The 26894-nt window shown below is 56.4% G+C and carries 27 protein-coding genes; 19 read left to right on the top strand and 8 right to left on the bottom strand.

Translation table 11 applies throughout. The annotated features are described in order from the left end of the window. Positions 1-5 precede the first annotated feature (5 nt). From artI to HMPREF3143_RS16945, 3 genes are all read right to left on the bottom strand, one after another. Positions 6-737, bottom strand: coding sequence for an arginine ABC transporter substrate-binding protein ArtI (gene artI, locus HMPREF3143_RS16955; RefSeq protein ID WP_008500032.1), 732 nt, complete (start codon positions 735-737; stop codon positions 6-8). Between the two features lie 19 nt (positions 738-756). Then, positions 757-1485 (bottom strand): arginine ABC transporter ATP-binding protein ArtP, encoded by a 729-nt coding sequence (artP, locus tag HMPREF3143_RS16950; protein ID WP_008500030.1) that lies wholly within the window; start codon positions 1483-1485, stop codon positions 757-759. A gap of 226 nt (positions 1486-1711) precedes the next feature. Further along, complete coding sequence (locus HMPREF3143_RS16945) at positions 1712-2230, bottom strand: lipoprotein (RefSeq protein WP_023326990.1); 519 nt, start codon at positions 2228-2230, stop codon at positions 1712-1714. A 97-nt stretch (positions 2231-2327) separates the two neighbouring features. Here HMPREF3143_RS16945 and HMPREF3143_RS16940 point away from each other — a divergent pair, with 97 nt between their 5' ends. The 3 genes from HMPREF3143_RS16940 to HMPREF3143_RS16930 all read left to right on the top strand — a co-directional run bounded on the left by HMPREF3143_RS16940 (position 2328) and on the right by HMPREF3143_RS16930 (position 4377). Then, positions 2328-2651: a heavy metal-binding domain-containing protein gene (locus HMPREF3143_RS16940; RefSeq protein WP_070533776.1), complete on the top strand. Its 324-nt coding sequence runs from the start codon at positions 2328-2330 to the stop codon at positions 2649-2651. After that, positions 2648-3478 carry an N-acetylmuramoyl-L-alanine amidase gene (locus HMPREF3143_RS16935; protein ID WP_044596920.1) on the top strand — a complete coding sequence of 277 codons (831 nt, stop codon included), beginning with the start codon at positions 2648-2650 and terminating at the stop codon, positions 3476-3478. Before HMPREF3143_RS16940 ends, HMPREF3143_RS16935 begins: the two co-directional genes overlap by 4 nt. Positions 3479-3753: 275 nt before the next feature. Continuing rightward, positions 3754-4377 (top strand): helix-turn-helix domain-containing protein, encoded by a 624-nt coding sequence (locus tag HMPREF3143_RS16930; RefSeq protein WP_070533775.1) that lies wholly within the window; start codon positions 3754-3756, stop codon positions 4375-4377. Here the strand turns inward: HMPREF3143_RS16930 and HMPREF3143_RS16925 are convergent, their stop codons facing one another. Next, positions 4378-5010 carry a hypothetical protein gene (locus HMPREF3143_RS16925; RefSeq protein WP_021240917.1) on the bottom strand — a complete coding sequence of 211 codons (633 nt, stop codon included), beginning with the start codon at positions 5008-5010 and terminating at the stop codon, positions 4378-4380. Further along, entirely contained in the window at positions 5010-6575 is a 1566-nt protein-coding gene (locus tag HMPREF3143_RS16920) for an ExeA family protein (RefSeq protein WP_070533772.1), read from the bottom strand. Before HMPREF3143_RS16920 ends, HMPREF3143_RS16925 begins: the two co-directional genes overlap by 1 nt. Between HMPREF3143_RS16920 and HMPREF3143_RS25770 the strand changes: the two genes are divergently transcribed. The 16 genes from HMPREF3143_RS25770 (at position 6561) to HMPREF3143_RS16845 (ending at position 23149) form a co-directional block, all read left to right on the top strand. Beyond that, entirely contained in the window at positions 6561-6926 is a 366-nt protein-coding gene (locus HMPREF3143_RS25770) for a hypothetical protein (protein ID WP_126287664.1), read from the top strand. The genes HMPREF3143_RS16920 and HMPREF3143_RS25770 overlap by 15 nt on opposite strands. Further along, on the top strand, positions 6877-7608 hold the full coding sequence (gspC, locus tag HMPREF3143_RS16915) for a type II secretion system protein GspC (protein WP_021240915.1): 732 nt from the start codon (positions 6877-6879) through the stop codon (positions 7606-7608). The genes HMPREF3143_RS25770 and gspC overlap by 50 nt, the downstream gene beginning before the upstream one ends. Positions 7609-7621: 13 nt before the next feature. Beyond that, complete coding sequence (gene gspD / locus HMPREF3143_RS16910) at positions 7622-9544, top strand: type II secretion system secretin GspD (RefSeq protein ID WP_023343662.1); 1923 nt, start codon at positions 7622-7624, stop codon at positions 9542-9544. A gap of 14 nt (positions 9545-9558) precedes the next feature. Then, positions 9559-11037: a type II secretion system ATPase GspE gene (gspE, locus tag HMPREF3143_RS16905; RefSeq protein WP_022647587.1), complete on the top strand. Its 1479-nt coding sequence runs from the start codon at positions 9559-9561 to the stop codon at positions 11035-11037. Beyond that, positions 11037-12245, top strand: a complete 1209-nt coding sequence (gene gspF / locus HMPREF3143_RS16900; RefSeq protein ID WP_023343664.1) for a type II secretion system inner membrane protein GspF — start codon at positions 11037-11039, stop codon at positions 12243-12245. The genes gspE and gspF overlap by 1 nt, the downstream gene beginning before the upstream one ends. A gap of 3 nt (positions 12246-12248) precedes the next feature. Then, positions 12249-12698, top strand: coding sequence for a type II secretion system major pseudopilin GspG (gene gspG, locus HMPREF3143_RS16895; protein WP_008500018.1), 450 nt, complete (start codon positions 12249-12251; stop codon positions 12696-12698). Then, on the top strand, positions 12698-13183 hold the full coding sequence (gene gspH, locus HMPREF3143_RS16890; RefSeq protein ID WP_023343665.1) for a type II secretion system minor pseudopilin GspH: 486 nt from the start codon (positions 12698-12700) through the stop codon (positions 13181-13183). Before gspG ends, gspH begins: the two co-directional genes overlap by 1 nt. Beyond that, positions 13176-13559 carry a type II secretion system minor pseudopilin GspI gene (gene gspI, locus HMPREF3143_RS16885; protein WP_023292909.1) on the top strand — a complete coding sequence of 128 codons (384 nt, stop codon included), beginning with the start codon at positions 13176-13178 and terminating at the stop codon, positions 13557-13559. Before gspH ends, gspI begins: the two co-directional genes overlap by 8 nt. Next, complete coding sequence (gene gspJ / locus HMPREF3143_RS16880; protein WP_023292908.1) at positions 13556-14185, top strand: type II secretion system minor pseudopilin GspJ; 630 nt, start codon at positions 13556-13558, stop codon at positions 14183-14185. The genes gspI and gspJ overlap by 4 nt, the downstream gene beginning before the upstream one ends. Next, a complete protein-coding gene (gspK, locus tag HMPREF3143_RS16875) occupies positions 14182-15192 on the top strand; it encodes a type II secretion system minor pseudopilin GspK (RefSeq protein ID WP_070533770.1) in 1011 nt (336 codons plus the stop codon). Before gspJ ends, gspK begins: the two co-directional genes overlap by 4 nt. A 15-nt stretch (positions 15193-15207) precedes the next feature. After that, positions 15208-16350 carry a type II secretion system protein GspL gene (gspL, locus tag HMPREF3143_RS16870; RefSeq protein ID WP_070533768.1) on the top strand — a complete coding sequence of 381 codons (1143 nt, stop codon included), beginning with the start codon at positions 15208-15210 and terminating at the stop codon, positions 16348-16350. Continuing rightward, a complete protein-coding gene (gspM, locus tag HMPREF3143_RS16865) occupies positions 16347-16832 on the top strand; it encodes a type II secretion system protein GspM (RefSeq protein WP_070533766.1) in 486 nt (161 codons plus the stop codon). Before gspL ends, gspM begins: the two co-directional genes overlap by 4 nt. After that, positions 16829-17626: a prepilin peptidase gene (locus HMPREF3143_RS16860; protein WP_070533765.1), complete on the top strand. Its 798-nt coding sequence runs from the start codon at positions 16829-16831 to the stop codon at positions 17624-17626. The genes gspM and HMPREF3143_RS16860 overlap by 4 nt, the downstream gene beginning before the upstream one ends. A gap of 257 nt (positions 17627-17883) precedes the next feature. Further along, positions 17884-20616 carry a glycosyl hydrolase family 18 protein gene (locus tag HMPREF3143_RS16855; RefSeq protein WP_008500009.1) on the top strand — a complete coding sequence of 911 codons (2733 nt, stop codon included), beginning with the start codon at positions 17884-17886 and terminating at the stop codon, positions 20614-20616. Positions 20617-20752: 136 nt separating this feature from the next. After that, positions 20753-21187, top strand: coding sequence for a type III secretion system invasion protein IagB (gene iagB, locus HMPREF3143_RS16850; protein ID WP_008500008.1), 435 nt, complete (start codon positions 20753-20755; stop codon positions 21185-21187). 150 nt (positions 21188-21337) lie between these two features. Next, complete coding sequence (locus HMPREF3143_RS16845) at positions 21338-23149, top strand: chitinase (protein ID WP_008500007.1); 1812 nt, start codon at positions 21338-21340, stop codon at positions 23147-23149. 160 nt (positions 23150-23309) lie between these two features. Here the strand turns inward: HMPREF3143_RS16845 and HMPREF3143_RS16840 are convergent, their stop codons facing one another. The 3 genes from HMPREF3143_RS16840 to ltaE all read right to left on the bottom strand — a co-directional run bounded on the left by HMPREF3143_RS16840 (position 23310) and on the right by ltaE (position 26864). Further along, a complete protein-coding gene (locus HMPREF3143_RS16840; RefSeq protein ID WP_008500006.1) occupies positions 23310-24323 on the bottom strand; it encodes an NAD-dependent epimerase/dehydratase family protein in 1014 nt (337 codons plus the stop codon). 92 nt (positions 24324-24415) lie between these two features. Beyond that, positions 24416-25852 carry an SDR family oxidoreductase gene (locus HMPREF3143_RS16835; protein WP_070533763.1) on the bottom strand — a complete coding sequence of 479 codons (1437 nt, stop codon included), beginning with the start codon at positions 25850-25852 and terminating at the stop codon, positions 24416-24418. 10 nt (positions 25853-25862) lie between these two features. After that, positions 25863-26864: a low-specificity L-threonine aldolase gene (ltaE, locus tag HMPREF3143_RS16830; protein WP_070533760.1), complete on the bottom strand. Its 1002-nt coding sequence runs from the start codon at positions 26862-26864 to the stop codon at positions 25863-25865. Positions 26865-26894 lie beyond the last annotated feature (30 nt).

Genomic DNA, 26894 nt, shown 5'->3' with positions numbered 1-26894 from the left:
AGGAATTACTTCTGGAACCATTTTTTATAGATGGTTTCGTAGGTGCCGTCTTTCTTCACTTTTTCCAGCGCAGCGTTGAATTTCTGCTGCAGCTCAGTGTTGCCCTGACGAACGGCAATCCCCAGACCGGTACCGAAGTAATCCTTATCGGTCACTTTGTCGCCCACTGGCGCCAGCTTGTCGTTGGCTTTCAGCCACTCGGTCACGACAGCGGTATCGCCAAATACGCCGTCGATACGGCCATTCTGCAGATCCAGCTTCGCGTTCTGGTAGCTGTCATATGGCACGGTGGTGATTTCCGGATGCTTATCCATGATGAATTTCTGGTGCGTGGTACCGTTCTGCACGCCCACTTTTTTGCCTTTCAGCTGATCGACAGAGGTGAATTTGCCTTTCTGACCAATGAACAGGGCAGAGTTATCGTAGTAAGGGGTGGTGAACAGCACCTGCTTTTCACGCTCCGGGGTGATGTCCATACCGGCCATTACGGCGTCGATACGGCGGAACTTCAGGCTTGGGATCAGGCTGTCGAACGCCTGGTTGCTGAAGGTGCAGGTTGCATCGATCTCTTTACACAGGGCGTTTGCCAGGTCCACGTCAAAGCCAACAATTTTGTTGTTCGCATCGATGGATTCAAACGGAGGGTAAGAGGCTTCCGTGGCGAAACGAATGGTCTGAGCTGCGGTAGCGGAAAGGGTAACGCCAGCAAGCAGCACGGCAAGTAATACTTTTTTCATTATATTTCCCCTGACACAATCAATGAGATAAATAGTTTTTGAAGGCATCGGTTTGCGGGTTAGCGAAGCAGCTCGCATCACCTTGCTCAACGATATACCCGTTTTCCATGTACACCACACGGCTGGCGGTTTTACGCGCCACTTCCACTTCGTGGGTAACGATAACCTGCGTAATGTTGGTTTCCGCCAGCTCGCGAATAATGCTGACGATCTGAGCGGTGATTTCCGGGTCCAGCGCGGCGGTGGGTTCATCAAACAGCAGTACCGCAGGCTCCATCATCAGCGCACGGGCAATGGCCACGCGCTGCTGCTGACCACCGGACAGGTGCAGCGGGTAGCGGTCGCTGTAGGGCTTGAGGCGCAGACGCTCCAGCAGCTTTTCGGCACGCGCGATGGCCTGATCTTTGCTTAACCCCAGCACGCGGCACGGGGCTTCAATCAGGTTTTGCAGCACCGTCAGGTGCGGCCAGAGATTGTATTGCTGGAAGACCATGCCGACGTTTTGACGCAGTTCGCGAATCGCCTTATCAGACGGCGTCTTTGCGAAATCAAAATGGTTACCGGCAATCGCGAGCGTACCTGAACGAGGCATTTCAAGCAGATTAAGGACGCGCAGAAGGGAACTTTTGCCTGCACCGCTTGGGCCAAGCAAAACCAGCGTTTCGCCTTCCGGGCAGTTCAGCGTGATGTCAAACAGCGCCTGGTGTGCGCCGTAGAAGCAGTTAATGCCGTTTAGTTTAATACTCATCGGGGCAGTCTTTACTCATCCAGGCAATCTATAGCAATTGAGGCCGCAGATAGTACCGTTGACAGAATAGTTATGCAATATTTCTGCGTTAAAAGTTAAATATAACCCGTATTTCCTCTTAAACATAGCACAAAATAGCGAAGGGCAAGGGCGGCGAGTATAAATGTCGGCATTCCGCGAGAAATGCCGGACATTTTACGGGGGTAACATTTTTATCACTGATGAATCAGCGGTTCTCAATCGACTGGCGCAGCGTGCCGGCCGGGGCATGCACGCTGCCGCCCACGTAGCGTACGTCGTCCACCGCCCAGCACTGGCCTTCACGGATCATCAGCACTTCGTCCTGCCAGGTTTGGCTGCCCTGCGTCAGCTTCACGCGCAGCGGAATGTTACGGGCATCCGTGTTCGGGATGGTTGACGCGCTGGCCACTTCTGCGCTGTCCGGCAGCGTGGTGCGGCTGGAGAACGGGTCGGATTTCAGCAGCGCGTTGTGCTGCGGATCGCGGGTGGCATCGTTAAGCAGTTTTGCCAGACCATCGCTCAGATACGGGCGCAGGCCGGTGAGGTCGTTGCTGCGGTGCTGAATGCGGTAATCATAGAACTGCTGCGCCACGGTGTCCGGGCCGCCCTCAATGCAGGGGCCGCTGCGGGTACCGATATCCTTAAAGGCTGGCGTGACCGTGGTGGTACAGGCGCTGAGCACCAGCGCGCAGGGCACTAAAAGTGTTAAAGCTGAATAGCGCATGTTGATTTCCTTATTTATTAACTATCCTTTCAATCATAGCGTAACGAACCGATAATGCTGTGCCTAAGGCATTGAACGCTAAAGAAGGAGAGAAACCATGCAGTTTTCAACAACGCCAACCCTGGAAGGACAGACAATAACCGAGTACTGCGGCGTGGTCACCGGCGAAGCGATTCTCGGCGCCAATATCTTCCGTGACTTTTTTGCCGGTATCCGCGATATCGTGGGTGTCCGCTCTGGGGCATACGAAAAAGAGCTGCGCAAAGCACGCGAAATCGCCTTTAAAGAGCTCGGCGAGCAGGCGGAAGCCCTCGGCGCGGATGCGGTCGTGGGAATCGATATTGACTACGAAACGGTCGGGAAAGACGGCAGCATGCTGATGGTGAGCGTAAGCGGTACGGCGGTGAAAACCCTGCGATGAGGCGTGCGTTTGCCACGCTCCTGCTGGCGCTGCTGCTGGCAGGATGCGTTACGGAAAAGGGGATTATCGATAAAGGTGCCTACGAGCTGGATACGCGTCATCAGGCGCAGGCGGCTTACCCGCGCATCAAGGTGCTGGTGATCCACTACACCGCGGATGATTTTGACAGCTCGCTGGCCACGCTGACGGATAAAAACGTTAGCTCTCACTATTTGATCCCTGCCAACCCCCCGGCGCCGGACGGCAAGCCGCGCATCTGGCAGCTGGTTCCCGAGAGCGAGCTGGCCTGGCATGCGGGCATTAGCTTCTGGCGCGGCACCAACCGGATTAATGATACGTCCGTGGGGATTGAGCTCGAGAACCGCGGCTGGCAAACGCGTGACGGCGTGAAAACCTTTACCCCGTTTGCGCCTGCGCAGATTGCAGCGCTGATCCCGCTTGCCAGGGACATTATTGCCCGCTATGACATTCAGCCGCAGAACGTGGTTGCCCATGCCGACATTGCCCCGCAGCGTAAAGACGATCCCGGCCCGCTGTTTCCGTGGCAGCAGCTGGCGCAGCAGGGGATAGGAGCCTGGCCCGATCCCGCGCGCGTGGCGTTCTATCTTAACGGGCGGCCGCGCTATCAGGAGGTCGAGCGCGGTGCGTTGCTTGATGTGCTGAAACGCTATGGCTACGAGGTGCCGGACAACGCCACGGAACAGCAGCAGAAGAGGGTGATCAGCGCGTTTCAAATGCACTTCCGCCCCGCGCTGTGGAACGGCGTGGCTGACGTAGAAACCCTGGCCATCGCCGAGGCGCTTTTAGAGAAGTACGGGCAAGGGTAGTCCTCAGGGCTGCCCCTGACCAGGCCGTATTACCTTAGTTTTCTTGAGATTAATCTTAAGTACATTCTCAATTCATTTTTAGTTAATTGACTTAAAAGTACCCTCATTTAAGATAGATGTATAGCTTGCTAAGTATTTATAAAAAATAACACCTGCATAGTGATTTTTATTATCACTTCTCCTTGAAGTTTTTTATCAGGATTATACGAATAGTTTCGGTGGTTCCACCGTGGCCATTTTTTATCTAAAATTTACATCTTAATTCGGGTATAACAATGTTAAGCATTTACGGCAGAAAATTACGTCCTCATCATGAAATAGAAAAAATCATTTCCGCAACGGAAGGATTTGAAGAAAAATCGTTAAAGAAATGGCAAAAAATTTCCACCGTCGATAATGAATTTATTCATATTATCGTCAGCGGTGAAGTGGAATTCCGCCGCGAATCCGACGAGCTCTGCTTGTTCACCCTGCAGGGGCAGTGCATTTTTGGACTCTCTTCCATTTTTTATCATTCGTCCCATATGTATGGCCTGGTCCGCTCGAATACCGTGGTGCGCTCGATTCCGAAAAGCGTTTTCTCTCAACTGATGACCGAGCAAGGCTTGTGGCCTGAACTCACCAAGGTGCTGGCCTGGTATATCTGTCTCCTGAGCAAGCGCGATGACGTGCTGGTTGCCCGCAGCGCCTATTCTGTCGTGCGCGAATTTTTGCTGGAAATTAATGAACTGATTGTACATCATCAACGCGATATTAATGTTTATGATTATATTCAGGAATACACCAGCCTGGCACGCAGTACGATTATAAAAATCCTCTCCGATCTGAAAAAAGGTCAATACATTGTGGTGGAAAAGGGTCGCCTCCTTAATATCACCAACCTGCCTGAAAAATATTAACTATTCCAGCCGGTCTCCCTTTTTACTTAATGGAGACCGGGAACTTTCTTTATGTAATGCGCCCGCCTGAGTATTATCCTGCGTTTCGTCAACCGGCGGTGCGGGTATTTTCCCTTGCGAATAATCCTGCTCTTGTTCTTTTAACGCCTGCTTAAACAGTTCGGTTAATGATGCGTCGTCACCCTCCGTGCGGGGGGAGACGGCATCGTCGTGCGCTTCCGTTCCGGGGAGGGTATCCCGCGAGGTATCGTGCGGCACCGTGCCGTCAGGCATCTGCTGCCAGTCGGCGTCGTCGCTGTTAATCGGCAGATCCTGCATGGCAGGGACGTCGGCCTGCACCGGGACGGGTTTCGGGTGCGGATGCGGGAACGGCTTGCTCACGTACACGTAGTGCATATCGGAAAGCTGCGTCTCGGGCTTCGCCACGTTCACTTTTTTTACCGGCTCCGGCGCAGGGTGGCGCAGTTGCCAGTATACGTGGGCGTACAGCCCCGCCATCAGCATGACGCAGAGGCTTACTATTCCTAAAAAGGCGTTAGAAGCGATTTTTCTCAGGCGGGGAATGCGGTACGAAAACCAGACCGCCTCCCCGGAAACGTAGCTGCGCTGAGCCGCAAGACAGATGGTAGACATTAGGAATGCTTCTCCTGCGTTTTCGCGTCCGGTGCGGCATGGGGGGTCTGAAGCAGCACGCTCGGCGTGGTGTTAGTGTCGCGCATCAACTGCATCAGCGTCTCTTCACCCGGGATACCGTCGACGCGCAGATGCATTTTTTGCTGGAACTCGCGGGTACGTTTCATCATCTCCGTCGTCCAGGTTTGAGCGTGGGTTTCCGGCTCGGCAAGGGCCTGGCTCAGCTGCTGATCCAGCCACCCCATGTCCTTCGCATCGCTGGCGGCGCTGATGGCGTCTTTGCCTTCCGGCGTCAGGCGGTGGAGTTGGGTATAATTGCCGGTGGCATGCTGGTTAAACCAGTGACGGCTTACCTGCCAGGTGCGGTTATTCATCAGCAGGTCGAGTGAGTTATCCCCGACGCGGGCGACCACGGCATAGTTAAGGTGGTTGCCGGTTTTCAGTTCACTCACCCACGGATATCCTTCCTGTGCCAGCGCGTCCGGTGAGGCATTTCCCTGCTTACACATCAGGTTCACCTTCGCGGCGTTCTGGCACAGGGCATCGTCCGCCGAGGCGTCATACCCCCACATCAGATAGAGCTGATGCATCGCATCCGGCTGATTAACCACCTCGTTGTCGATAGCCGGCACCACCGGCGCCTGCTCGATGGGCGTCTGCTGTTTCCAGCTCGCGGGCACCGGCAGTTGAATCGGAAGTCTTGCTCCGATCGAGGAGGTCAAATACCAGCCGCAGGCAGCGAACAGCACGGAGGCGAACAGCCCCACGGTAGCCAGGCGCATACCGTGTTTTTTCGCAGGCAGGATCTCACCGGCCGCCAGGCGCAGATGACGCGGGCTAACCTGTTCTGCACGTTCGGTCCAGGCGGCGAGCATCGACAGGTGCGCCAGCTCGTTCAGCTTGCTGATATTCCCTTTGGTCAGCGCATGCATTTTACGCACGCGCGCCGGGGTCAACGGCGAGTGCTCACACCCGTGCGCTTCACACTGCGCCTGAACGTAGCTGAGAAACTCCCGGCAGGTAAGGGGGCGCAGGGTGTGGCAGGTATGCGCATATTCACGCAGTTCAGACTGCTGCATCAGAACGGCTTCCCGATCCGCTGCACCCATCAATACGACGGACAGACGAAACTCCAGCTCCTGCGCGCGCGTCAGCAGCAGAGCCAGCACCTCCCGACAGGTCTCTTTCATGGCATCGGTATGGCTAATCACCAGCACTTTCGTCCTGCTTTTTCCCCCCTGCCACTGGTGCAGGATGGCATCCACCGCCTGAAGCCGGTTTTTGCTCTCTTTCGTTCCCGGGTTGAGTTTATACAGCAGGCTACTGGCACTCAGTTTTGGAAACGCGTTGATGGCAATAACGTCAGGGGTTGCGGATTTCAGGGCGTCGCTGAACTGGCCCAGCAGCGGGGCATCGTCAGAAAAGAGCCCAATAATCCCCGCCTGTTGGGTTTTCTCTTTCAGCAGGTTGAAAATATCCTGGTGATACGGCACGAAGAAATCGCCCGAGGCGCGGGTAATTTTTCGAAAAGGCGGGTGATTAAATTTAAAATGACTCTGATACATAACGACTTACCGTCTCTGGGCATGAATAGCAATGGTCCAGAAAAGTACGGCAAGGGTGCGTCATGGTCAATTTACGGGCAGGGTAAAAATAACCTGTCGGCTTCCTCTAACACTGGTTTTTTTGACGGTCAATCTTTTTCTTTATCAAAGTTAACGGCGAAGCAGGTGGTCGATTGTCAGGCCGCTAATTACTATTTATGTCACATATTGGCGCAGCATGACGCTGCTTATTTCCGCTTTGCTAAAGGCCAGATGAATAATGAGGCTCTCACTTTTTTCACGGTGGATAACGCCCTGTATTATGTTTGTATTGCTGATTTTTTGCGGTCAGCAAGGCTACGTCATTTTTAAAGATTATAAAAAAGTGACGAATAAACTCGCGAACGCAGCGGCGAAACCGCAAAAAAAACGTCAGGAAGAAAAGACATTTTCACTTTTCACCGCCGCCGTGCGTCAGGACAACCTGCCAGCGGCCGGAAAAGCCCCGCTCGCTGCCGAAATTGAGGGGATCGTCCGCAGCGACGATGCCTGGTTGTCCTTCGCCGTGATCAAAACGCCGGGTGGTCAAAAGAGCTATCGCGAAGGCGAAGCGCTGACCGGTTTTAACGATGCCTTTATTCAGGAAATAAACAAAGACAATGTGGTGGTTAATTACGAAGGTGCTACGCAGGTACTGGCGTTAAATAAACCTGACTATTTTAAGGGCGGCGTTGACAGCGGCCCGGTAACCCAATCGACGAAAGATGCTGGTGCTGAAAGCGTGCATCTGGATGATTATCTGGTGTTAAAGCCACTTATCGAAAAGGGCCAACTGGAAGGCTACAACATTAATCCAAGGAATGCCTCTGACTTCTACAGTCATGCCGGTCTGGAAAAAGGTGATGTGGCGGTAAAAGTCAATTCTGTCGATATGACCGATGCAGAAAAGGCAAAAGATATTATTGCCAACTGGTCGAAAATGAAAGAAGCGGAGGTCGTCGTCAGACGTCACGCTCACCTTGAAAATATTCGGGTCAATGTTCTAAACAATTAACAAGTGTACAGACATGAAGAAATTTCCTTGGGCGTGCGTGGCGCTGACCGCATTGTCGTTATATTCCAGTTCGCTGCTCGCAGCTAACTTTAGCGCCAGCTTTAAAAACACCGATATCCGCGAATTTATTGATACGGTAGGCCGCAATCTGAACAAAACCATTCTGGTCGACCCGTCCGTTCAGGGCACGGTGTCGGTCAGAACCTATAACGTGTTGACGGAAGACGAATATTACCAGTTTTTCCTGAGCGTGCTGGACCTGTACGGCCTGTCGGTGATCCCGATGGATAACGGCATGGTCAAAGTGGTGCGCTCAAGCATTGCCCGCACCGCCGGTGCGCCGCTGGCCGACGGTAAAAATCCGGGCAAAGGCGACGAGATCATCACCCGCGTCGTACGCATGGAAAACGTGCCTGTTCGCGAGCTGGCGCCGCTGCTGCGTCAGCTCAACGATGCCACCGGCATCGGTAACGTGGTCCACTTTGAGCCGTCCAACGTCCTGCTGCTAACCGGTAAAGCCTCGGTGGTGAACCGCCTGGTGGATCTGGTTCAGCGCGTGGACAAAGACGGTATTCAGCGTCGTGAAATCGTGCCGCTGCGCTTTGCGTCCGCCAAAGAGCTCTCGGAGATGTTGAATAACCTCAACAACGAAGAGCAGAAAGGGCAGAACGCGCCGCAGCTGGCGACCAAAGTGGTGGCCGATGACGAAACCAACAGCCTGGTGATCAGCGGTTCGGAAGATGCGCGCGCGCGGACCCGCTCCCTGATCCATCAGCTGGATCGCGAGCAGAACAACGAGGGGAATACCCGCGTCTTCTACCTCAAGTATGCCAGCGCCACCAAGGTGGTGCCGGTACTCACCGGCATCGGCGAGCAGCTGAAGGACAAGGCCGGCGCGCCGAAGTCGAAAACCGCGCCAGCGTCCAGCGATCTGAACATTACCGCCGACGAAGCAACCAACTCGCTGGTGATTACCGCCCAGCCTAACGTGATGAACTCCCTTGAGAAGGTGATCGACAAGCTGGACATCCGTCGTCCGCAGGTGCTGGTGGAAGCCATCATCGCGGAAGTGCAGGACGGGAACGGCCTGGATCTCGGCGTGCAGTGGACCAGCAAGCACGGCGGCGTGCAGTTCGGCTCCACCGGACTGCCAATCAGCCAGATTAAAAATGGCACCATGAAAGGGGCGAGCTTCACTGGCCTGGCGACCGGCTTCTTTAACGGTGATTTTGGTGCGCTGGTGACTGCGCTTTCCACCGACGGCAAAAATGACATCCTCTCCACGCCAAGCGTGGTCACGCTGGATAACAAAGAAGCGTCGTTCAACGTGGGCCAGGATGTGCCGGTACTTTCCGGTTCGCAAACCACCAGCGGCGATAACGTCTTTAACTCCGTTGAGCGTAAGACGGTCGGTACCAAGCTGAAAATTGTGCCGCAGATTAACGATGGCGACATGATCCATCTGAAGATTGAGCAGGAAGTCTCCAGCGTCGACAACAGCGCGACGGAAGACTCCAGCCTCGGCCCGACCTTCAATACGCGCACGATCAATAACGAAGTGATGGTCCACAGTGGCCAGACGGTGGTGCTTGGTGGTCTGATGGAAAATGTGACCAAACAGTCCGTGTCCAAAGTGCCGCTGCTCGGCGATATCCCGCTGGTCGGTCAGCTGTTCCGCTACACCTCCCAGGATACCTCCAAGCGCAACCTGATGGTGTTCATTCATACCACCGTTCTGCGTGACGACGACAACTACAGCGCGGCCTCGAAAGAGAAATATGACCAGATCCGGGTGCGCCAGATGCAGCGCGTGGAAGAGAAAAAGCTCGGTATTGTTGAGCCGAGCGACAATGCCGTCCTGCCCGCGTTTCCTTCAGCAAGTCCTCACGCCGCACCGGTGAAAACCCGCGCGACACGCAATCCGTTTAAAGAGTAAGGCGGAGGGGCAACGTGGACGAACTGAGTAAAACACTGTGTAGCAGCAGCTACGCAAAAGATAACGGCGTTCTGCTTTACAACAATGACGTCTATATCCGTGAGGACACCCCGGCGTTAGCACTGCTGGAAGTGCGCCGGGTGTTGGGCCGCGCGTTCGTCCCGGTTACTGTGACGCCGGAAGCGTTTGACGAGATGCTGGCCAAAATCTGGCAGCAGAGCAGCGGCGTTTCACAGCAGCTGGTGGACGACATGGATGCGGATATCGACCTGATGGCGTTAACCGAGGAGATCCCGGATAACGAAGATCTGCTTGATAACGACGAAAACTCGCCGGTGATCCGCCTGATCAACGCCATTCTCGGCGAGGCGGTTAAGGACGGCGCGTCGGATATCCATATCGAAACCTTCGAGCGCACGCTGAGCATTCGCTTCCGCGTTGACGGCGTGCTGCGCCCGGTGCTGCAACCGGCGCGTAAGCTCGCCCCGCTGCTGGTGTCGCGTATCAAGGTGATGTCGAAACTCGACATTGCCGAAAAACGTCTGCCGCAGGATGGCCGTATCTCACTGCGCATTGGCCGCAAGGCGATCGACGTGCGCGTCTCGACCATTCCGTCCCAGTACGGCGAGCGCGTGGTCATGCGCCTGCTCGATAAAAGCAATCTCAAGCCCGACATCAACAAGCTGGGCCTGATTGATGAAGAGCTGGAGAAGTTAAAAGGGCTGATTGACCGCCCGCACGGCATTATCCTGGTCACCGGGCCGACAGGCTCCGGTAAAAGTACCACCCTGTACGCCATTCTTTCGGCGCTGAACGGTCACGAACGCAACATCCTGACCGTGGAAGACCCGATCGAATATGAGCTGGAAGGGGTGGGGCAGACGCAGGTTAACCCGCGCGTGGACATGACCTTTGCCCGCGGGCTGCGCGCTATTCTGCGTCAGGACCCGGACGTGGTGATGATCGGGGAAATTCGTGACGGTGAAACCGCGCAAATTGCGGTACAGGCGTCGCTCACCGGTCACCTGGTCATGTCTACGCTGCACACCAACAGCGCCGCCGGGGCGATTACGCGTCTGCGGGACATGGGGCTGGAGTCCTTTTTAATCGGTTCATCGTTGCTCGGTGTCATTGCCCAGCGTCTGGTGCGTCGGCTGTGTACGCACTGCCGGACCACCAGTCCGCTGGATGCCAATGAAAAAGCGCTGTTCAGCTTTATGGAGGCGCCGCCAAAAGCCATTTACCGCGCGGTGGGCTGTGAACACTGCCGCCAGAGCGGCTATCAGGGCCGTGCCGGTATTCACGAGTTCCTGGTGGTGGACAGCGCCATGCGCCGCGCCATTCATGAAGATAAAGACGAAATGTCCATCGAGACGCAGCTCTTTAAGCAGGCTTACAGCCTGCGCGAAAACGGGCTGCTGAAGGTGATTAGCGGCGTCACCTCGCTGGAAGAGGTGATGCGTGTGACCGCCGAGCGCGGGGGGGATGCGTAATGGCCTTCTACGCCTGGACGGCGACGGATGTCGCAGGCAAAACCCAGCGCGGCACGCTGCAGGCCGAGGGGCAAAAGCAGGTTCGCCAGATGTTGCGCGAGCAAAAGCTGATGCCCGTCAGCATCAGCGAAACCCGTGAAGCGGCGTCTGCCGGAAAAGCAAAAACCGGAGCCAGGCTCTCCACGCCGGTGCTGTCGATGTTTACCCGTCAGCTCTCCACGCTGGTCAACGCCGCACTGCCGCTCGAGAGCGCGCTGAAGGCGATCTCGAAGCAAACGGAAGACAAAAAGCTGGCGGCAATGGTGGTGGAGATCCGCGAGAAGGTGGTCGAAGGTCACACCCTGTTCGACGCCTTCAGCCAGTTCCCGCGCACCTTTGACAAGCTCTACTGCACGCTGGTGATGGCCGGTGAAAAAACCGGCCACCTGGGCGACGTGCTGGAGAAGCTGGCGGAGTACAACGAGCAGCGCCAGAAGATGAAGAGCAAGCTGACGCAGGCGATGGTCTACCCGATTACCCTCACCGTGGTCGCCATCGCGGTCATCAGCATTCTGCTGGTGGCGGTGGTGCCGCAGGTGATCGAGCAGTTCACCCACATGAAGCAGCAGCTGCCGATCACCACCCGCACGCTGATTGCGGTGAGCGATTTCCTGCAGGCGTACGGGATCTACATCGTGGGGATCCTCGGCGGCGGGTTTGTTGGTTTTAAGACCTGGCTCAGAAACGCCAAAAACCGTTTTCGCTGGCACAGCTGGCTGGTGAACGGCTCGCCGATTAAAAAGCTGGTGTGCGCGATCAACAGCGCCCGCTATATCCGCACGCTCAGCATCCTGCAGGCGAGCAGCGTGCCGCTGCTTGAAGGGATGTATATCGCGATGGACGGTATCGAAAACCTCTACGCCCGGCAGGTGCTGGAGCAGGCGGCGGATACCGTGCGTCAGGGAGCCTCGCTCTATGCCGCGCTGGAGCAGGCGAAATTATTCCCGCCCACCATGCTGTATATGATTGCCTCCGGCGAAGAGAGCGGCGAGTTAGGCAACTTAATGGACCGCGCGGCGGAAAACCAGGAGTCGGCGCTACAGCATCGTATTACGTTAACGCTCTCGGTATTTGAACCGGCGCTGGTGGTCTCCATGGCGACGATTGTTTTATTCATCGTGCTGTCAATATTACAGCCGCTTCTGCAACTTAATAATATGGTAGGTTAAATCATGGCTATAAAAACAAAACGTCTGGCTCGCCAGGCGGGGTTCACCTTGCTCGAATTAATGGTGGTGATCGTTATTCTCGGCGTTTTAGCGAGTATGGTGGTGCCCAATTTAATGGGTAATAAAGAAAAAGCGGACGCGCAAAAGGCGACCAGCGATATTGTTGCGCTCGAAGGCTCGCTGGATATGTATAAGCTCGATAACCACCGCTACCCAACGACCGAGCAGGGTCTGCAGGCGCTGGTGACCAAGCCTGAGATCGCGCCTATTCCCAACGGCTACCGCGCCGACGGCTATATTCGCCGCCTGCCGCAGGATCCGTGGGGCAACGATTATCTGCTCGTCAGCCCGGGTGAACACGGCGCCGTAGACGTCTTCTCTGCCGGTCCTGATGGCGAAGCCAACACCGCAGACGATATTACGAACTGGTCTCTGGATAAGAAAGAGAAATAATGAAGAATCAACGCGGCTTTACGTTGCTGGAAATTATTCTGGCGCTGGTGATATTTGCCAGTTGCGCCATGATGGTTGTCTCAACAATACCCTCACGCAGCGGTGCGGATATATTTGGTCAGCAATTAAAAGCCCTCGTTGATTATGGTTCAGACCGCGCGGTCATGGACGGAAATATTGTCGGGCTGGTGATCGCTACCGATAAATATCAGCTGGTCACGCTCGACGATAAAAACGGCGAACGTCACTGGGTGCCGTTATCCGCAGGCCGTATTACCACGAAAGGCGATTTCCCGGAAGAGATGCACGTGTCGCTCTCGCCTCAGCGTCTGGCGGCTAACGTCGAGGCCGACCCCCAGATCCTCTTTCTGCCGGACGGTGAGATTGGCCGTTTTACGCTGACGCTGCAAAGTTACGACAAACAGCATCACTTCCGCGTGGTGTCGCAGGGCACGGCCCCGGTTTCGGTAGAGAACGATGACTAAAGGCAAGGTTAAGCAGAACGGGATGACGCTCCTGGAGGTGATGGTGGCGCTGGTCATTTTCTCCACCGCCGCGCTGGCGCTGATGAATTCCGTCTCCCTGAACGTGCGCTTCACCCACGGGCTGGCCGAAACGCTGCAGGCCAGCTGGGTTGCAGAAAATCAGCTGGCTGAAGCCCAGCTCAGCAAAACCGATTTTCCCGATGCCGAGGAGCAGGGGACGGAAATCATGGGGGGGCGCAGCTGGTACTGGCATAAGCAGCGGGTGAAAACCGCCAATAGCGGTTGGGCCAATGCCATCCGCGTTTACGCCGAAGGCGATAAAAGCCAGCCGGTCATTTCGCTTCAGATCATTGGGCCGGGAGAAGAGAGCAAGTGAAGACGAGCCGACGCCAGCGCGGTTTTACCCTGCTGGAGATCATGATTGCGCTGACCATTTTTGCGGTCATCAGCACCCTGGCCTGGCAAATTCTCGACGGCGCGATGCGCACCAGTTCGGCAACCGATACCCGCGCGGCGAAGCTTAATCAGCTTCAGCGTGCCTGGAGCCTGATGGAGCGCGATTTTTTCCAGCTGCAGGCGCGGGCGCCGCGCAACGCGCCGGATCTGTTTTTACAGGATGGCGATGCCGTGGAATTTACCACGCTGAACGGCGTGAGTGGCACGGTCCAGCTGGAGCGCGTGCGCTGGCGGCTGGAAGAAGGGCGTCTGTATCGCGACGTCTGGCCGGTGATTGACAGCCCGGCGGACGTCAAACCCGATGAAGTGCCTATCGTCAGCGAGGTGAAAGCGATGCAGTGGCGGTTTTATCACCAGGGCTGGCAAAAAAGCTGGGGTGACTCTGCCCATCTGCCAGACGGCGTGGAGCTTACGCTGACCATGGAAAATGGCGACACCTGGCGCTGGGTGTTTACCACGCCGGGAGAGATACCAGAAGCGGTGGCACCGGCGGCAGAAAACGCGCCTGCCCCGCAAAATGCGCCTGCGCCGGACGTGAAGCCATGAGCCGGGTCCATCAGCAACGCGGTGTTGCCCTGCTGGTTGTGCTGATCCTGCTGGTCATGATGTCGGCCCTGGCGGCCAAAATCAGCCAGCAGTTCTGCCGTAATTTGCAGAAAACCCACTATCAGGTGAGCCAGCAGCAGCTGCGCTGGGCAATGCAGGCGCAGGAAAAAGTGGTGAAAGACCGGTTGCAGAACGACGCCAGCGGCGAGAGCAAACCGCTCGACCCGGCGGGCGACTGGCACCAGCCGCTGGAGACGCAGGGTGAAGACTATACGGTGGTCAGCCAGGTCGACGACGCGCAGGACTGCTTCAACGTCAATAACCTGCTGGCCGCAGACAAAGTGGCTCAGGATCAAAATGCGTCAACCGTGCCGGAAAAACCGCGAAAAGAGAAGATTGTCGAGCAGATCCTGACGGACGGCGGCATCAGCCAGACGGCGGCGGAAGAAATTTATCAGCAGCTGGTGGATTATCTCGACGGCGACGCCACGACGGTGAAAGAGGGCGCGGAGATGGACGCCTGGTCTGGCGTAGTGCCGGCGCGTCAGCCTGCGAATCAGATGATGCGCACCCTTGCCGAGATCAAGCTGCTGCCGGCGTTTCCTGCTGCAGCGTACCCGAAAGTGAGCAAGCTCTTATGCGCGCTGCCGGACTCGGCCAGCAAGGTGGATGTCAATACTCTGACGCCGGAGCAGGCGCCCTTACTGGCAGCCCTGTTCCCGGGAAAACTCACCGCGGACGATGCCGTACGCCTGATTGAGTCGCGGCCGGAAACCGGCTGGGAAAGTATGGACGTCTTCAGCAAAGCGCTGGAACAGGCCTTCCCGCAGTTGAAGGACGAGTTGCCGCAGGTGGCCGGGCTGCTCTCCATCAACAGCCGGTATTTTCGCGTCAACTACACCGGCAATACCGATGAGTTAACGCTTCGCGTGGTGAGCCAGCTTCAGGTGAATAACGAAGCCGGTGAAATTGTGACGTGGCAACGTCGTTACCGAATGATTGAATAAGAAAAGTAGAACGCTATGAAACAGGTCCTTTTTGTTCGTCCCGACAGCCGTGAGGACGGGAAAATCATGTGGTGTGAGTCGGGAAGCGAACAGGTTACAACCCTGGACACCCCGCAGGCGCTGCATACCCTTGCCGACCATCCTCTGGCTGCGCGCGTGTGTCTGCTGCTGCCCGCCAGTGAGATGATCTTCCGCCACTTTACGCTGCCGAAGAAAATGGCGTCGCAGGCGACCGCCTTCTCGTGGATGGCGGAGGAGACTCTGATTGGTGAGGTGGACGATCTCCACTGGACGGTGCTGAACAAAAAAGGCGCCGAGGTGGACGCCGTGGCGATAGATTCCGCCCGCCTGCAGCAGTGGCTGACCCGCTTTCACGAGGCGGGCCTGAAGGTCATTCAGGTCCTGCCTGACGCCTGGCTGCTGCCGGTCACGGCGGGTGGAAGCACGCTGGTTGCGCGGGAAGAGAACTACTGGTTGCGCTTGTCGCCGCATATCGCCTGTAACGTTGAGGTTGGCCTGTTGCCGCTGCTGATGCAAAAAGCCGGAGAGGGCGAGGTCCGCTGCTACGGGGACATCCCGCCGGGCATTGAGGTTGACGAACAGCTGGCGGCAGAACATCCGCTGGTGCTGATCCAGCCGCAGTGGCGGGCGTGCCGCGTCAACGTGCTGCACGGTGCGTTCAGCGCGAAAGCGACCAGCGCGAGGGCGGCGAAAGGGATGAAGGCCGCCATCGCGGTGATGGGGCTTCTCTCTCTGGGCCTGCTGCTCGGCCCCCGCATCACCCTGGCGTGGATGCTGGCAGATCGGGAAAATCAGGTGCAGCAGGAGATGGTCGAGCTTTATCAACACCATTTTCCGAGTATGCGCCACCAGACCAACCTTAAGTACCATTTTGGACAGAACATCAAGAAGCAGCCTAAAGGCATTTTTTTGCAGATGGACGAACTGGAAAAGATCCGTCAGTCCGTTCCGTCGATGGAAATTACGCTGTTTGAATATGACGACACGCAGGGAGCCCTGACATTAAGCGTGAGTGCGCAAAACGAGCAGGCATTACAGGAATTCATTCATCAGGCCAGCCCGAATTTTGATTTTACGTTACAGCCTATTTCAAAGGACGCGCCGTATACGGCCATGATTACAGGGAAATATAAATGAAAGCGCGAATTGCACAGTTTACATCTCGTTATCAACAATACAGCACCAGAGAAAAATTCATTTTAAAAATAGCGGCGGGAGCTTTATGCAGCGCCGTCATCTATTACGCAGGGATAATTCCCCTGGATAACATGATAAAAAATAGCCAGGCGACGCTGGCGCGACAAATTGAAACGGTAAACTGGATGAAAACAGAAATTGATAAAAATCATCTGCCGGTGCTACAGGTGAAAACCGATAATCCACGCAGCGTGGTGGAGAATAGCGCGCATGAAATTAACCTGACGCTGACCGATATTCGTCAGGACGGTCAGACTCTGGCCTTTGTCGTGAACCGGGTCAACGTGTATGAATTAAAAAACTGGCTGCGGGAGATGAACCTCGCGTCAGGCGTCAGGCTGGAGAAAATAAACCTCACGCCCGTGGATCACCTGAGCGACGTGAAGGCCGAAATCCAGCTGACCTGGAAAAAAGTGGCATGAACGGGCTGATACTCGTCCGGGAGAGTTATCCCGTCGGGTTTGCCGCGATGAGCGGCGTATTCGGCGCGATCCTGGGGAGTTTTCTCGGCGTTGTGGTGGATCGCGTGCCGGGGATGGTGCTAGAGGAGGAGAGCCGCAGCAACCTGCTTTTCCCGGCGTCACACTGTCCCGTCTGCCAGCATGCTCTGCGCGCATGGGAGAACATCCCGCTGCTGAGCTGGCTGGTGCTGAGGGGACGCTGTCGTTGCTGCAAGTCGCCGATTCCGCTGCGGTTATTTTTACTCGAGCTGTTGACGGCGGTGTTCTTTGGCCTCACCGCCCGGTGGATACCGGACTTAGCATCCCTTTTCTCGCTGTGGGTGCTGGCGGCCTTTCTGCTGCCGCTGGCGATGATTGACGGACAGCACCAGCTGCTGCCCGACTGCCTGACGCAGCCGCTGCTCTGGGCCGGGCTGCTGTTCCACGCCTTCAGCCACGGGCTGCCCCTGCGTGATGCGCTGCTGGGCGCGGTGGCAGGCTATCTTTCGCTCTGGCTGGTGTACTGGGCGTTTCGTCTGCTTACCCGTCGGGAAGGGCTGGGCTACGGCGATTTCAAGCTGCTGGCGGCGCTGGGCGCCTGGTTCGGCTGGCAGTCACTCCCTGCGATTGAATTAATTGCCGCATTAAGTGGCATAGTGGGTTATTTGCTATTAAATAAATCGAATAAAAATAACCAAACCATCGCTTTCGGACCTTATCTGGCTTTTGCTGGAATAGCGCTCTATACCTGCCAGCTATTTTTGAATACCTATTAAATAACCGGGTCAAGTTTTTTTATCAATATTTTCGACGAGGAAAGAGAAGGACGACCTTTTATCCTCAGTGTATCGTAAAAGGCATAAGCTACACGGATTTTTAGCTTGTATCTTTTAATGGAGGAATACAACGCGTCTTTAAGGTTTGGATAACGGCTGTCTGCGTATTTAAAAACGCACTATGTGAATATCATTCCATGTTCTAAAGGAAGACATGGATCAATTTCGTTTACGAATAAATTTATCAGGAAAGAAAAATGAAATTTATTAAGCCTAAATATCTGGCGCTCTTTATTGCAGCGGCAACCGGTTCTGCATTCGCTGCTGCGCCAGGTGCGCCGACCATCGGCTCCGGCAATGACAAATTTGCGCTGGTCGAGGTGGATCAGGCCGCGCAGGATTACAACAGCCTCGTCAAGGTACATAACGACGGCGTGGATGTGAAAGTCGAGTGGAACGTGTGGAGCGGCGACGCGCCAACGTCTGCCAAAGTGCTGCTGGATGGTAAAACCGTGTGGACCGGCGCAGCTGGTGCAAGCGGCTCAGCCACCTTTAAAGTGAAAAAGGGCGGACGTTATCAGGAGCAGGTGGAAGTCTGTAATGCCAGCGGCTGCACCAAAAGCGCCAGCAAGCTGATCATCGTGGCGGACACCGACGGCAGCCATCTGCTGCCGCTGAACGCGCCGCTGCAGGAGAACAACAAAACGTTCGCCAAACATACTGATAAAGTGGTTGCGGCGTATTTCCCTGAATGGGGCGTTTACGATCGTAACTTCCCGGTTGATAAAATCCCGGCAGCGAACCTTAACCACATCCTCTATGGCTTCATTCCAATCTGTGGCGGCGACGGCATCAACGATGGCCTGAAAACCGTTGAAGGCGGTAACAGCTTCTCCGTACTGCAGCGCGACTGCGCGGGCCGTCCGGACTATACCGTCGCCATTCACGATCCGTGGGCTGCGCTGCAAAAACCGCAGTCTGGCGTCTCCAACTGGGACGACCCGTACAAAGGTAACTTTGGCCAGCTGATGGCGCTGAAAAAAGCGCATCCGGACCTGAAAGTGCTGCCATCCATCGGTGGCTGGACGCTGTCCGATCCGTTCTTCCACATGGGCGACCCGGCAATCCGTGCCCGCTTCGTCTCCTCTGTGAAAGATTTCCTGCAGACCTGGAAGTTCTTTGACGGTGTGGACATCGACTGGGAATTCCCTGGCGGCGGCGGCGTGAGCGAACATCTGGGTAACCCGCAGCAGGATAAAGCGACGTATACCGCCCTGATGCATGACCTGCGCACCATGCTGAACGAGCTGTCTGCACAGACTGGCCGTACCTATGAACTGACCAGCGCCATCGGTGCGGGCCGCGATAAGATTGAAGACGTGGATTACACCGCTGCTCAGCAGTACCTCGACCACATCTTCCTGATGAGCTATGACTTCTACGGCGGCTGGAGCAACACCGAGCTGGGCCACCAGGCCGCACTGCGCGCGCCGTCATGGCGTCCGGACACAAACTACACCACCGAGAACGGCGTGGACGCGCTGCTTGCTCAGGGCGTACAGCCAGGCAAGATCGTGGTGGGTGCGGGCATGTATGGCCGCGGCTGGACTGGCGTGCATGGCTACACCGGTGACAATCCATTCACGGGTACCGCAACCGGTATGGTGAAAGGTACCTGGGAACCTGGCGTGGTCGACTACCGTCAGATCGTTAACGAGTACAAAGGCAAGCCTGGCTGGGAATATGGTTACGACGCGAATGCTGAAGCGCCATATGTCTTCAATAAGTCTACCGGCGACCTGATCACCTATGAAGATGCACGCTCTACCGCCGCTAAAGGCAAGTATGTGCTGTCGAAAAACCTGGGCGGGCTCTTTGCCTGGTCTATTGACTCTGATACCGGCGACATCCTGAACGCGATGAACGAAAGTTTGCTGGGCGGTTCTACCCCGGTCGATCCGGTCGTCACCAACCATGCGCCAATCGCGTCTTCTGCGGATCAGAACGTCTCTGGCCCGGCAACCGTCACGCTTGATGGTTCTGCTTCCAGCGATCCAGACGGCGATGCGATTACCTACAAATGGACCCAGGTTTCTGGCCCATCTGTAACTCTCTCCAACAGCACCAAAGCGAAAGCAACCTTCAACGTTGCGGCAGCGACCAGCGACCAGACCATGGTGTTCCGCCTGACGGTTACGGATGCTAAAGGCCTGAGCAACGCCATTGATGTGCAGGTTGTGAACAAAGCGCCAAAAGCTAACCAGGCGCCAGTCGTGAACGCAATGGAGGCAGTGACGCTGCAGGCAGGAGAAACCTATGCTCTGCACGCGCAGGCTGTGGATCCAGACGGTGATGCGATGACCTTCTCCTGGAGCGTGCCAGCGGATATGCATGCAACCGGTACCGATACCGCGAACGTGACGATTACTGCACCAGACGTTGCCACCACGTCTACCTATACGCTGAGCGTAGTTGTAGGCGACGGCAAAACCAGCGTGCAGTCTAACGTGCAGGTAACCGTGAATCCGAAACCGGCTGACGTTACACCACCGTCTGATGAGGTTACACCTCCGTCTGATGACGTAACGCCGCCCTCTGATGAAGTTACGCCTCCGTCTGATGACGTGACCCCGCCATCTGACGAAGGGTCTGCAACCGGTAGCTGCGATGCGCCTGTCGATGCTAACGCCAGCAAATATGCCGCGTGGGATGCCAGCAAAATCTACAACAGTGGCGATACCGTGAGCTTCGACCATCTGGTGTGGAAAGCGAAGTACTGGACGCAAGGCAACCAGCCTGGCTTCGGTGTGGATGCCTGGGAGCTGGTCAGCAACGTGAAGATGAACTGGCGTTCTGACCTGGTTTATAACGGCGGCGAAACCACAACCTACCAGGGCAACGTTTACCGTGCCAAATGGTGGACCCGCGGTGACAACCCGGCTAACAGCGATGTATGGGTGAAAGAAGGTCCTTCAACAGACTGCAAATAACCTTCTGAACCGTGGATTGCGGGAATGATATCAACCCGCACTAGTTGGTCACACCCCACTTCGGGTGTGACCAACACTTCAGAATTATCGCTAATGATGAGCGGAAAGAGGTTCAGTATTTAAAAAGCAGGTGCTCATGAAACGCGTGATTATATTTTTACTGCTGTTTAGTCAAAGCGTATTCGCGAACTGTTGGGATAACGCCGGACATTATTATCATGTCGATCCGTGGTTATTGTATGCAATTGCCAAAGTCGAATCCGGAATGAATCCCCACGCGGTAGGCTGGAACCACGACGGCACGCGTGACGTCGGGTTGATGCAGATTAACAGCTCACACTTCAGTGAGTTAGAACGTCAGGGTATTGATGAAAATCAGCTTATTAATGAGCCCTGTACCTCCATTATGGTCGGCGCCTCCATCCTGTCCGGGATGATAAACGTGTATGGCTATAACTGGGAAGCGGTGGGCGCGTATAACGCCGGATTGAAAAAAGAAAATTATCCGCAGCGCATGCGTTATGCCCATAAAGTGTGGGCGAAGTATCAGCAAATAAAATCGGGTAAATAACCGTAGCATTATTTTTATTTTTTGAAGAATTCCTTTCGGTGTTCTTCAGAAAATGAAAAAGAACCACACTCTCGGGCTTATTTATTAAGGGAGTAATACATAAGCCGGGAATGTACTCACCCTAGTTGCTTAAATACAGGATTATTTGAAATGACGAAAAGGACATTACTGAGCGTTCTCGTGGCGGGGGCATGTATTGCACCCTTTATGGCCCAGGCTGCATCACTGCAGGCGGCCAGCAGTGAGCCGTACACCATGAAAGCCAGCGATCTGGCGAAAAAGGAAAAAGAGCTGACCAATTTCCCGCTGATGGTTTCGGTGAAGGATACCATTGCGACCCTGGACAATAGCCTCGTAGAGCAGATTGAGCCAGGTCGTGCCTCGAACCCTGACAACGTCAAGCGCGTTGAAGGGATCGTGAAGGCCAGCGACTGGGAATATCTCTTCCCGCTGCGCGCTCAGTCTTATACCTACAGTAACTTCCTGAAGGCTGTTGGTAAATTCCCGGCACTGTGTAAGACCTATAACGATGGTCGCGACAGCGACGCCATCTGCCGCAAAGAGCTGGCGACCATGTTCGCCCACTTTGCGCAGGAAACCGGCGGCCATGAGAGCTGGCGTCCGGAAGCCGAGTGGCGTCAGGCCCTGGTTCACGTTCGTGAAATGGGGTGGACCGAAGGCCAGAAAGGCGGTTATAACGGCGAATGTAACCCAGACATCTGGCAGGGGCAGACCTGGCCATGCGGTAAGGACAAAGACGGCGACTTCGTAAGCTACTTTGGCCGCGGCGCGAAGCAGCTGTCTTACAACTATAACTACGGTCCGTTCTCTGAAGCGATGTTTGGCACCGTCCGCACCCTGCTCGACAAGCCTGAGCTGGTGGCGGATACCTGGCTGAACCTGGCAAGTGCGATCTTCTTCTTCGCCTATCCGCAGCCGCCAAAACCAAGCATGCTGCAGGTTATCGACGGCACCTGGCAGCCAAACGATCACGATAAAGCCAACGGCCTGGTTCCGGGCTTCGGCGTGACCACCCAGATCATCAACGGTGGCGTAGAGTGCGGCGGCCCAACCGAGATTGCCCAGTCTGAAAACCGCATCAAGTACTACAAAGAGTTCGCGAACTACCTGAAAGTGCCTGTTCCGGCGAATGAAGTGCTGGGCTGCGCCAACATGAAGCAGTTCGATGAAGGCGGCGCCGGCGCGCTGAAGATCTACTGGGAGCAGGACTGGGGGTGGAGCCCGGATACGCCGGACGGTAAGACCTACTCCTGCCAGCTGGTGGGGTACCAGACGCCGTTCAGCGCGTTCAAAGAGGGTGACTACACCAACTGCGTTAAGAAGTTCTATAACGTGAATATCATTAACGACGACGGCTCAGCCGTGACCCCAGGGGAAGACAAAACCCCGGCTGACACCACGCCGCCAGCGGATACGACGCCAGCGGAAGATACCACCCCTGTTGAACCGGCTACCGTGAATCACGCCCCTGTGGCGCAGATTGCGGGCCCAATCGGGGCGGTTGAAGCGGGTGCGCAGGTTTCCCTGAGCGCGGAAGGCTCCACTGACGCCGACGGTAACAAGCTGACCTACACCTGGCGTTCCCAGGATGGCCAGACCGTGACCGGTCAGGACAAAGCGGTGGTGACCTTCAAGGCGCCAGAGTCTGCAACGGCTCAGCAGTACGAAATCGGCCTTACCGTCAGCGATGGCGAACTGACCAGCACCACGTCCTACCTGCTGAATGTGAAAGCGAAAGCCGAGTCTAAGGACGAAGGCACTTCCGGCTCTTACGCCGCGTGGAGCGCGAACAGCAAGTACAACGCAGGTGATATCGTGAACAACCACGGTAAACTGTTCCAGTGCAAACCGTTCCCGTACAGCGGCTGGTGTAACAATGCCCCGGCATACTACGAACCCGGCGCTGGCCTGGCGTGGGCTGATGCCTGGACGGCTCTGTAAAAGCAAACGGCAACCTTCGGGGTGCCGTTTTCGTATTTGCACCCTCTGTCTTTTACCGGGTGGCGCTGCGCTTACCCGGCCTACATGAGGCTAAGGGGCGAGGGGTCAGTACGGAGCCGTTGTAGGCCCGGTAAGGCGAAGCCGCCACCGGGCAAAAAGGCTAGCGATGCAGCTTCCCGTGATCCCGCAGCCACGCCGCCGTGCGCATAATCCCTTCATCCAGCGTCACAACCGGTTTATACCCCAGCTCATTCTCCGCCCGCGAAATATCCAGCGTGAAGTCAAAGTTGAGTTTAGAGACACCGTAATGCGTCAGCGCAGGCTCTTTGGCTGTTTTACTGCCAAAGCGCTCCATGCTGCGGGCGATCATGTCCAGCATTGGGTAGGGCACGGAACGGATACGGCAGTTGATCTGCAGCTCGTCGATCAGCCGCTGCACAATGCTGCGCAGCGTGCAGGGTTCGCCGTTAGTGATGTTGTAGGCGCGACCGGAGATCAGCTTATCGCAGTCCGGCTGGCTGGCCAGCCACATGGCGTGAACGGCGTTTTCGTAGTAGGTCATATCCACCAGCGCATCGCCGCCGCGCGGTAACAGCACGCTGCCGTAGTGATGCATCATCTGGGCCAGTCGCGGGATAAAGACTTTGTCGTGCGGCCCGAACAGGCTCTGCGGACGCAGGACCGTAAAGCGGGTGTGCGGGTTTGACTGTGCCAGCAGGTCGATGACCTCTTCGCTGGCCGCCTTGCTGCGGGCAAACTCGCAGGCAAAGCGAGCAGGGCGGAAATCTTCCTGCACGTCACGATGGTGGTGATAGTCGAAATAGAGTGACGGGGAGGAGATATGAATAAAGTTACGTACGCCCCAGGCAACGGCCCATTCCCCCAGACGGCGGGTGGCCCGCACGTTGGCGAGATCGAAGGCTTCCTGGGTCCCCCACGGGGAGGTAAAACTGGAGCAGTGCCATAGCGTGTCGATACCGGCGAGCATCACCTTCGCCTGCGAGGAGACCAGCTCCGTCAGGTCGGCATGGACGAACTCTGCGCCCATTTTTTGCAGCAGCTTACCCATCGCTTCGTTGCGACCGGTAGCCCTGACGCTGATGCCCTTGTTGCGCAGAAATTCGACCGCATTTCGGCCTAAGCCGCTGGTCGCCCCGGTAACCAGTACCTTCATAGCTATCCACTGTGTTGAAAAGAATTTCGTGCGCATTCTTTCGTGAATTACGGCGCTATGCAATGGGAAAGGTGAAAGAAAGAGAGTTTTATTTAGATCTTTTCCGTCTTTTGTTCTGCCCGTTGCGCAATGCGTTTCGCCATTCCCCGGAAGATAAACAGGTGGGCAGGGATCATCAACAGCCAGTAGAACAGACCCGGCATTCCGTGCGGATGCCACCAGGCGCGCACGTCCAGTTCACGATGATCGCCTTTGTCTTTCAGGGTAAAGCAGAGTCGGCCCAGTCCCGGGGCTTTCATGCCGAACAACAGCGCCAGCTGTTTTTCCGGTTCGACAATGATCACCTTCCAGCTGTCGACCGCGTCGCCCACCTCAAGATACGGTCGTGCCGGGCGGCCTTTCGCCAGCTGGTGGCCCACCAGCAGGTCCATCGCCCCGCGCGTTTGCCAGAGGAGATTACCGAAGAAATACCGTTCTTTGCCGCCAATCTGGTTCACCACCTCCCAGAGCGCGGCCAGGCTCGCGGAGGTTTTCACCGTGCAGCCCGCCTGTTTCGGGTAATAACCATACTCTGGCCGCCAGCGGGCAAAGGCCTGGGCGTCGTAGCCCCAGTCGCTGGAGTTCACCAGCTGTTCTTCTTCCTTGAGCGTATTGTGCACGGCATCGTCAAAGCGGATCAGATCCTGAGGAATTAAGGCGCGCAGCGCGCGATCGTCGGCCAGCAGATCGTGCTTCAGCCCCTGAATCAGCGCTTTGGCGGTCGTCGGCGGCACCGAGGTGATGACATTCAAAAACCACACCGAAATCCAGCGCGTCGGGAAGGGAATGGGGATCAGCCAGCGGCGGCGGCCGCTGACGCGCATAAAGTGCTCGAACTGCGCCTGATAGCTCAATACTTCAGGACCAGCGGCTTCCAGCACGCGGTGTTGCTCCGCCGGGTGATCCAGCAGGGCCACCAGATAATGCAGGAGATTCTCCAGCGCAATCGGCGTGGTGCGCGAACGGACCCAGCGCGGCGGCGTGAGCACCGGCAGGTTGTAGACCATATCGCGCATCACTTCGAAGGCGGCAGAACCGGCGCCGACGATGATCCCGGCGCGCAGTTCGGTGACGGGTATATTGGCTCCCCGTAGGATGTCCGCCGTCAGCTGGCGGGCGCGCAGGTGATCGGACTGCTCGCGTTCAGGTGCCTGAAGTGAACTAAGAAAAATCACCTGCTTCACCGGGGTTTGCAGCAGGGCATCGCGGACGTTCATCGCCACCTGGCGCTCGTGGGCGATAAAATCTCCGCCTTCGCCCATGCTGTGCACCAGGTAGTAAAGCGTATCAACCCCTTCCAGCAGCGCGGGAAGCGCCTTCGGCCAGTTGAGGTCAACGTTGTGACAGGTAACGCCCGGCAAACCGAGTTTTTGCAGGCGTTCGGTATTGCGTGCCGCAGCCAGCACCTGGTGCCCCTGCTGGCTTAACGCCGCGGTGAGATGCTGACCGATATACCCGCTGGCGCCGAGCACCAGAATGCGTTGCGGCACGTGATGCTCCTTATCGCTGTAAAAACGCCTGCCAGTGTATTACCACGTCGGCCAGCTGCTCGCGGTTGACGTCGAGATGCATGACCAGACGCACCACAGGTGAGGCGTTGATCAGCACGCCACGTGCTTTCATGAACTCGCCAAGCGCAGCGGCGTGGTCATCGCCCACGCGGACGAACAGCATGTTGGTGTCGTGGCGCATCACGTCGGCGCCAATTTCACGCAGCTGCGCCGCCATCCACGCGGCGTTGTCGTGATCGTCCTTCAGGCGCGTCACGTTGTTTTTCAGGGCATACAGCCCGGCTGCCGCCAGAATACCCGCCTGACGCATGCCGCCGCCGGTCATTTTGCGCCAGCGGTTGGCACGCTTGATGTAGTCCGCGTTACCGACAAGAAGGGAACCCACTGGGGTGCCCAGCCCTTTAGAGAGGCAGATGGTGAACGAGTCGCAATATTGCGTAATCTCTTTCAGCTCGCAGCCGTACGCCACCACGGCGTTGAAGATGCGCGCGCCGTCCACGTGCAGGCCGAGCCCGTGCTCGCGGGTAAACTCCCACGCCGCCTTCAGGTATTCGCGCGGCAGGACCTTGCCGTTGTGGGTGTTTTCGAGGCTGAGCAGACGGGTGCGGGCAAAATGAATATCATCGGCTTTGATTTTCGCCGCGACTTTATCAAGGGGCAGGGTGCCGTCCGGCGCAGCGTCGATCGGCTGCGGCTGAATGCTGCCGAGCACCGCGGCACCGCCCGCTTCGTAGAGATAGTTATGCGCGCCCTGGCCGACGATATACTCTTCACCGCGCTCGCAGTGGCTGAGCAGCGCCACCAGGTTGGCCTGCGTGCCGGTGGGCAGGAACAGGGCGGCCTCTTTTCCGCTCAGCTCTGCGGCATAGCGCTGCAGTTCGTTGACCGTCGGGTCATCGCCGTAGACGTCGTCCCCGACCGGGGCGGCCATCATCTCTTCGAGCATGGCGCGACTCGGGCGGGTAACGGTATCACTGCGTAAATCAATCATGGCATGTCCTTATATTTAAAAAGGCGATGC

Origin of the sequence: Enterobacter sp. HMSC16D10 (assembly GCF_001807145.1) — a bacterium.
Classification (GTDB): domain Bacteria; phylum Pseudomonadota; class Gammaproteobacteria; order Enterobacterales; family Enterobacteriaceae; genus Enterobacter; species Enterobacter roggenkampii.
The sequence above is the reverse complement of the archived record's forward strand: the minus strand, read 5'-3'. Positions and strand labels throughout refer to the sequence as shown.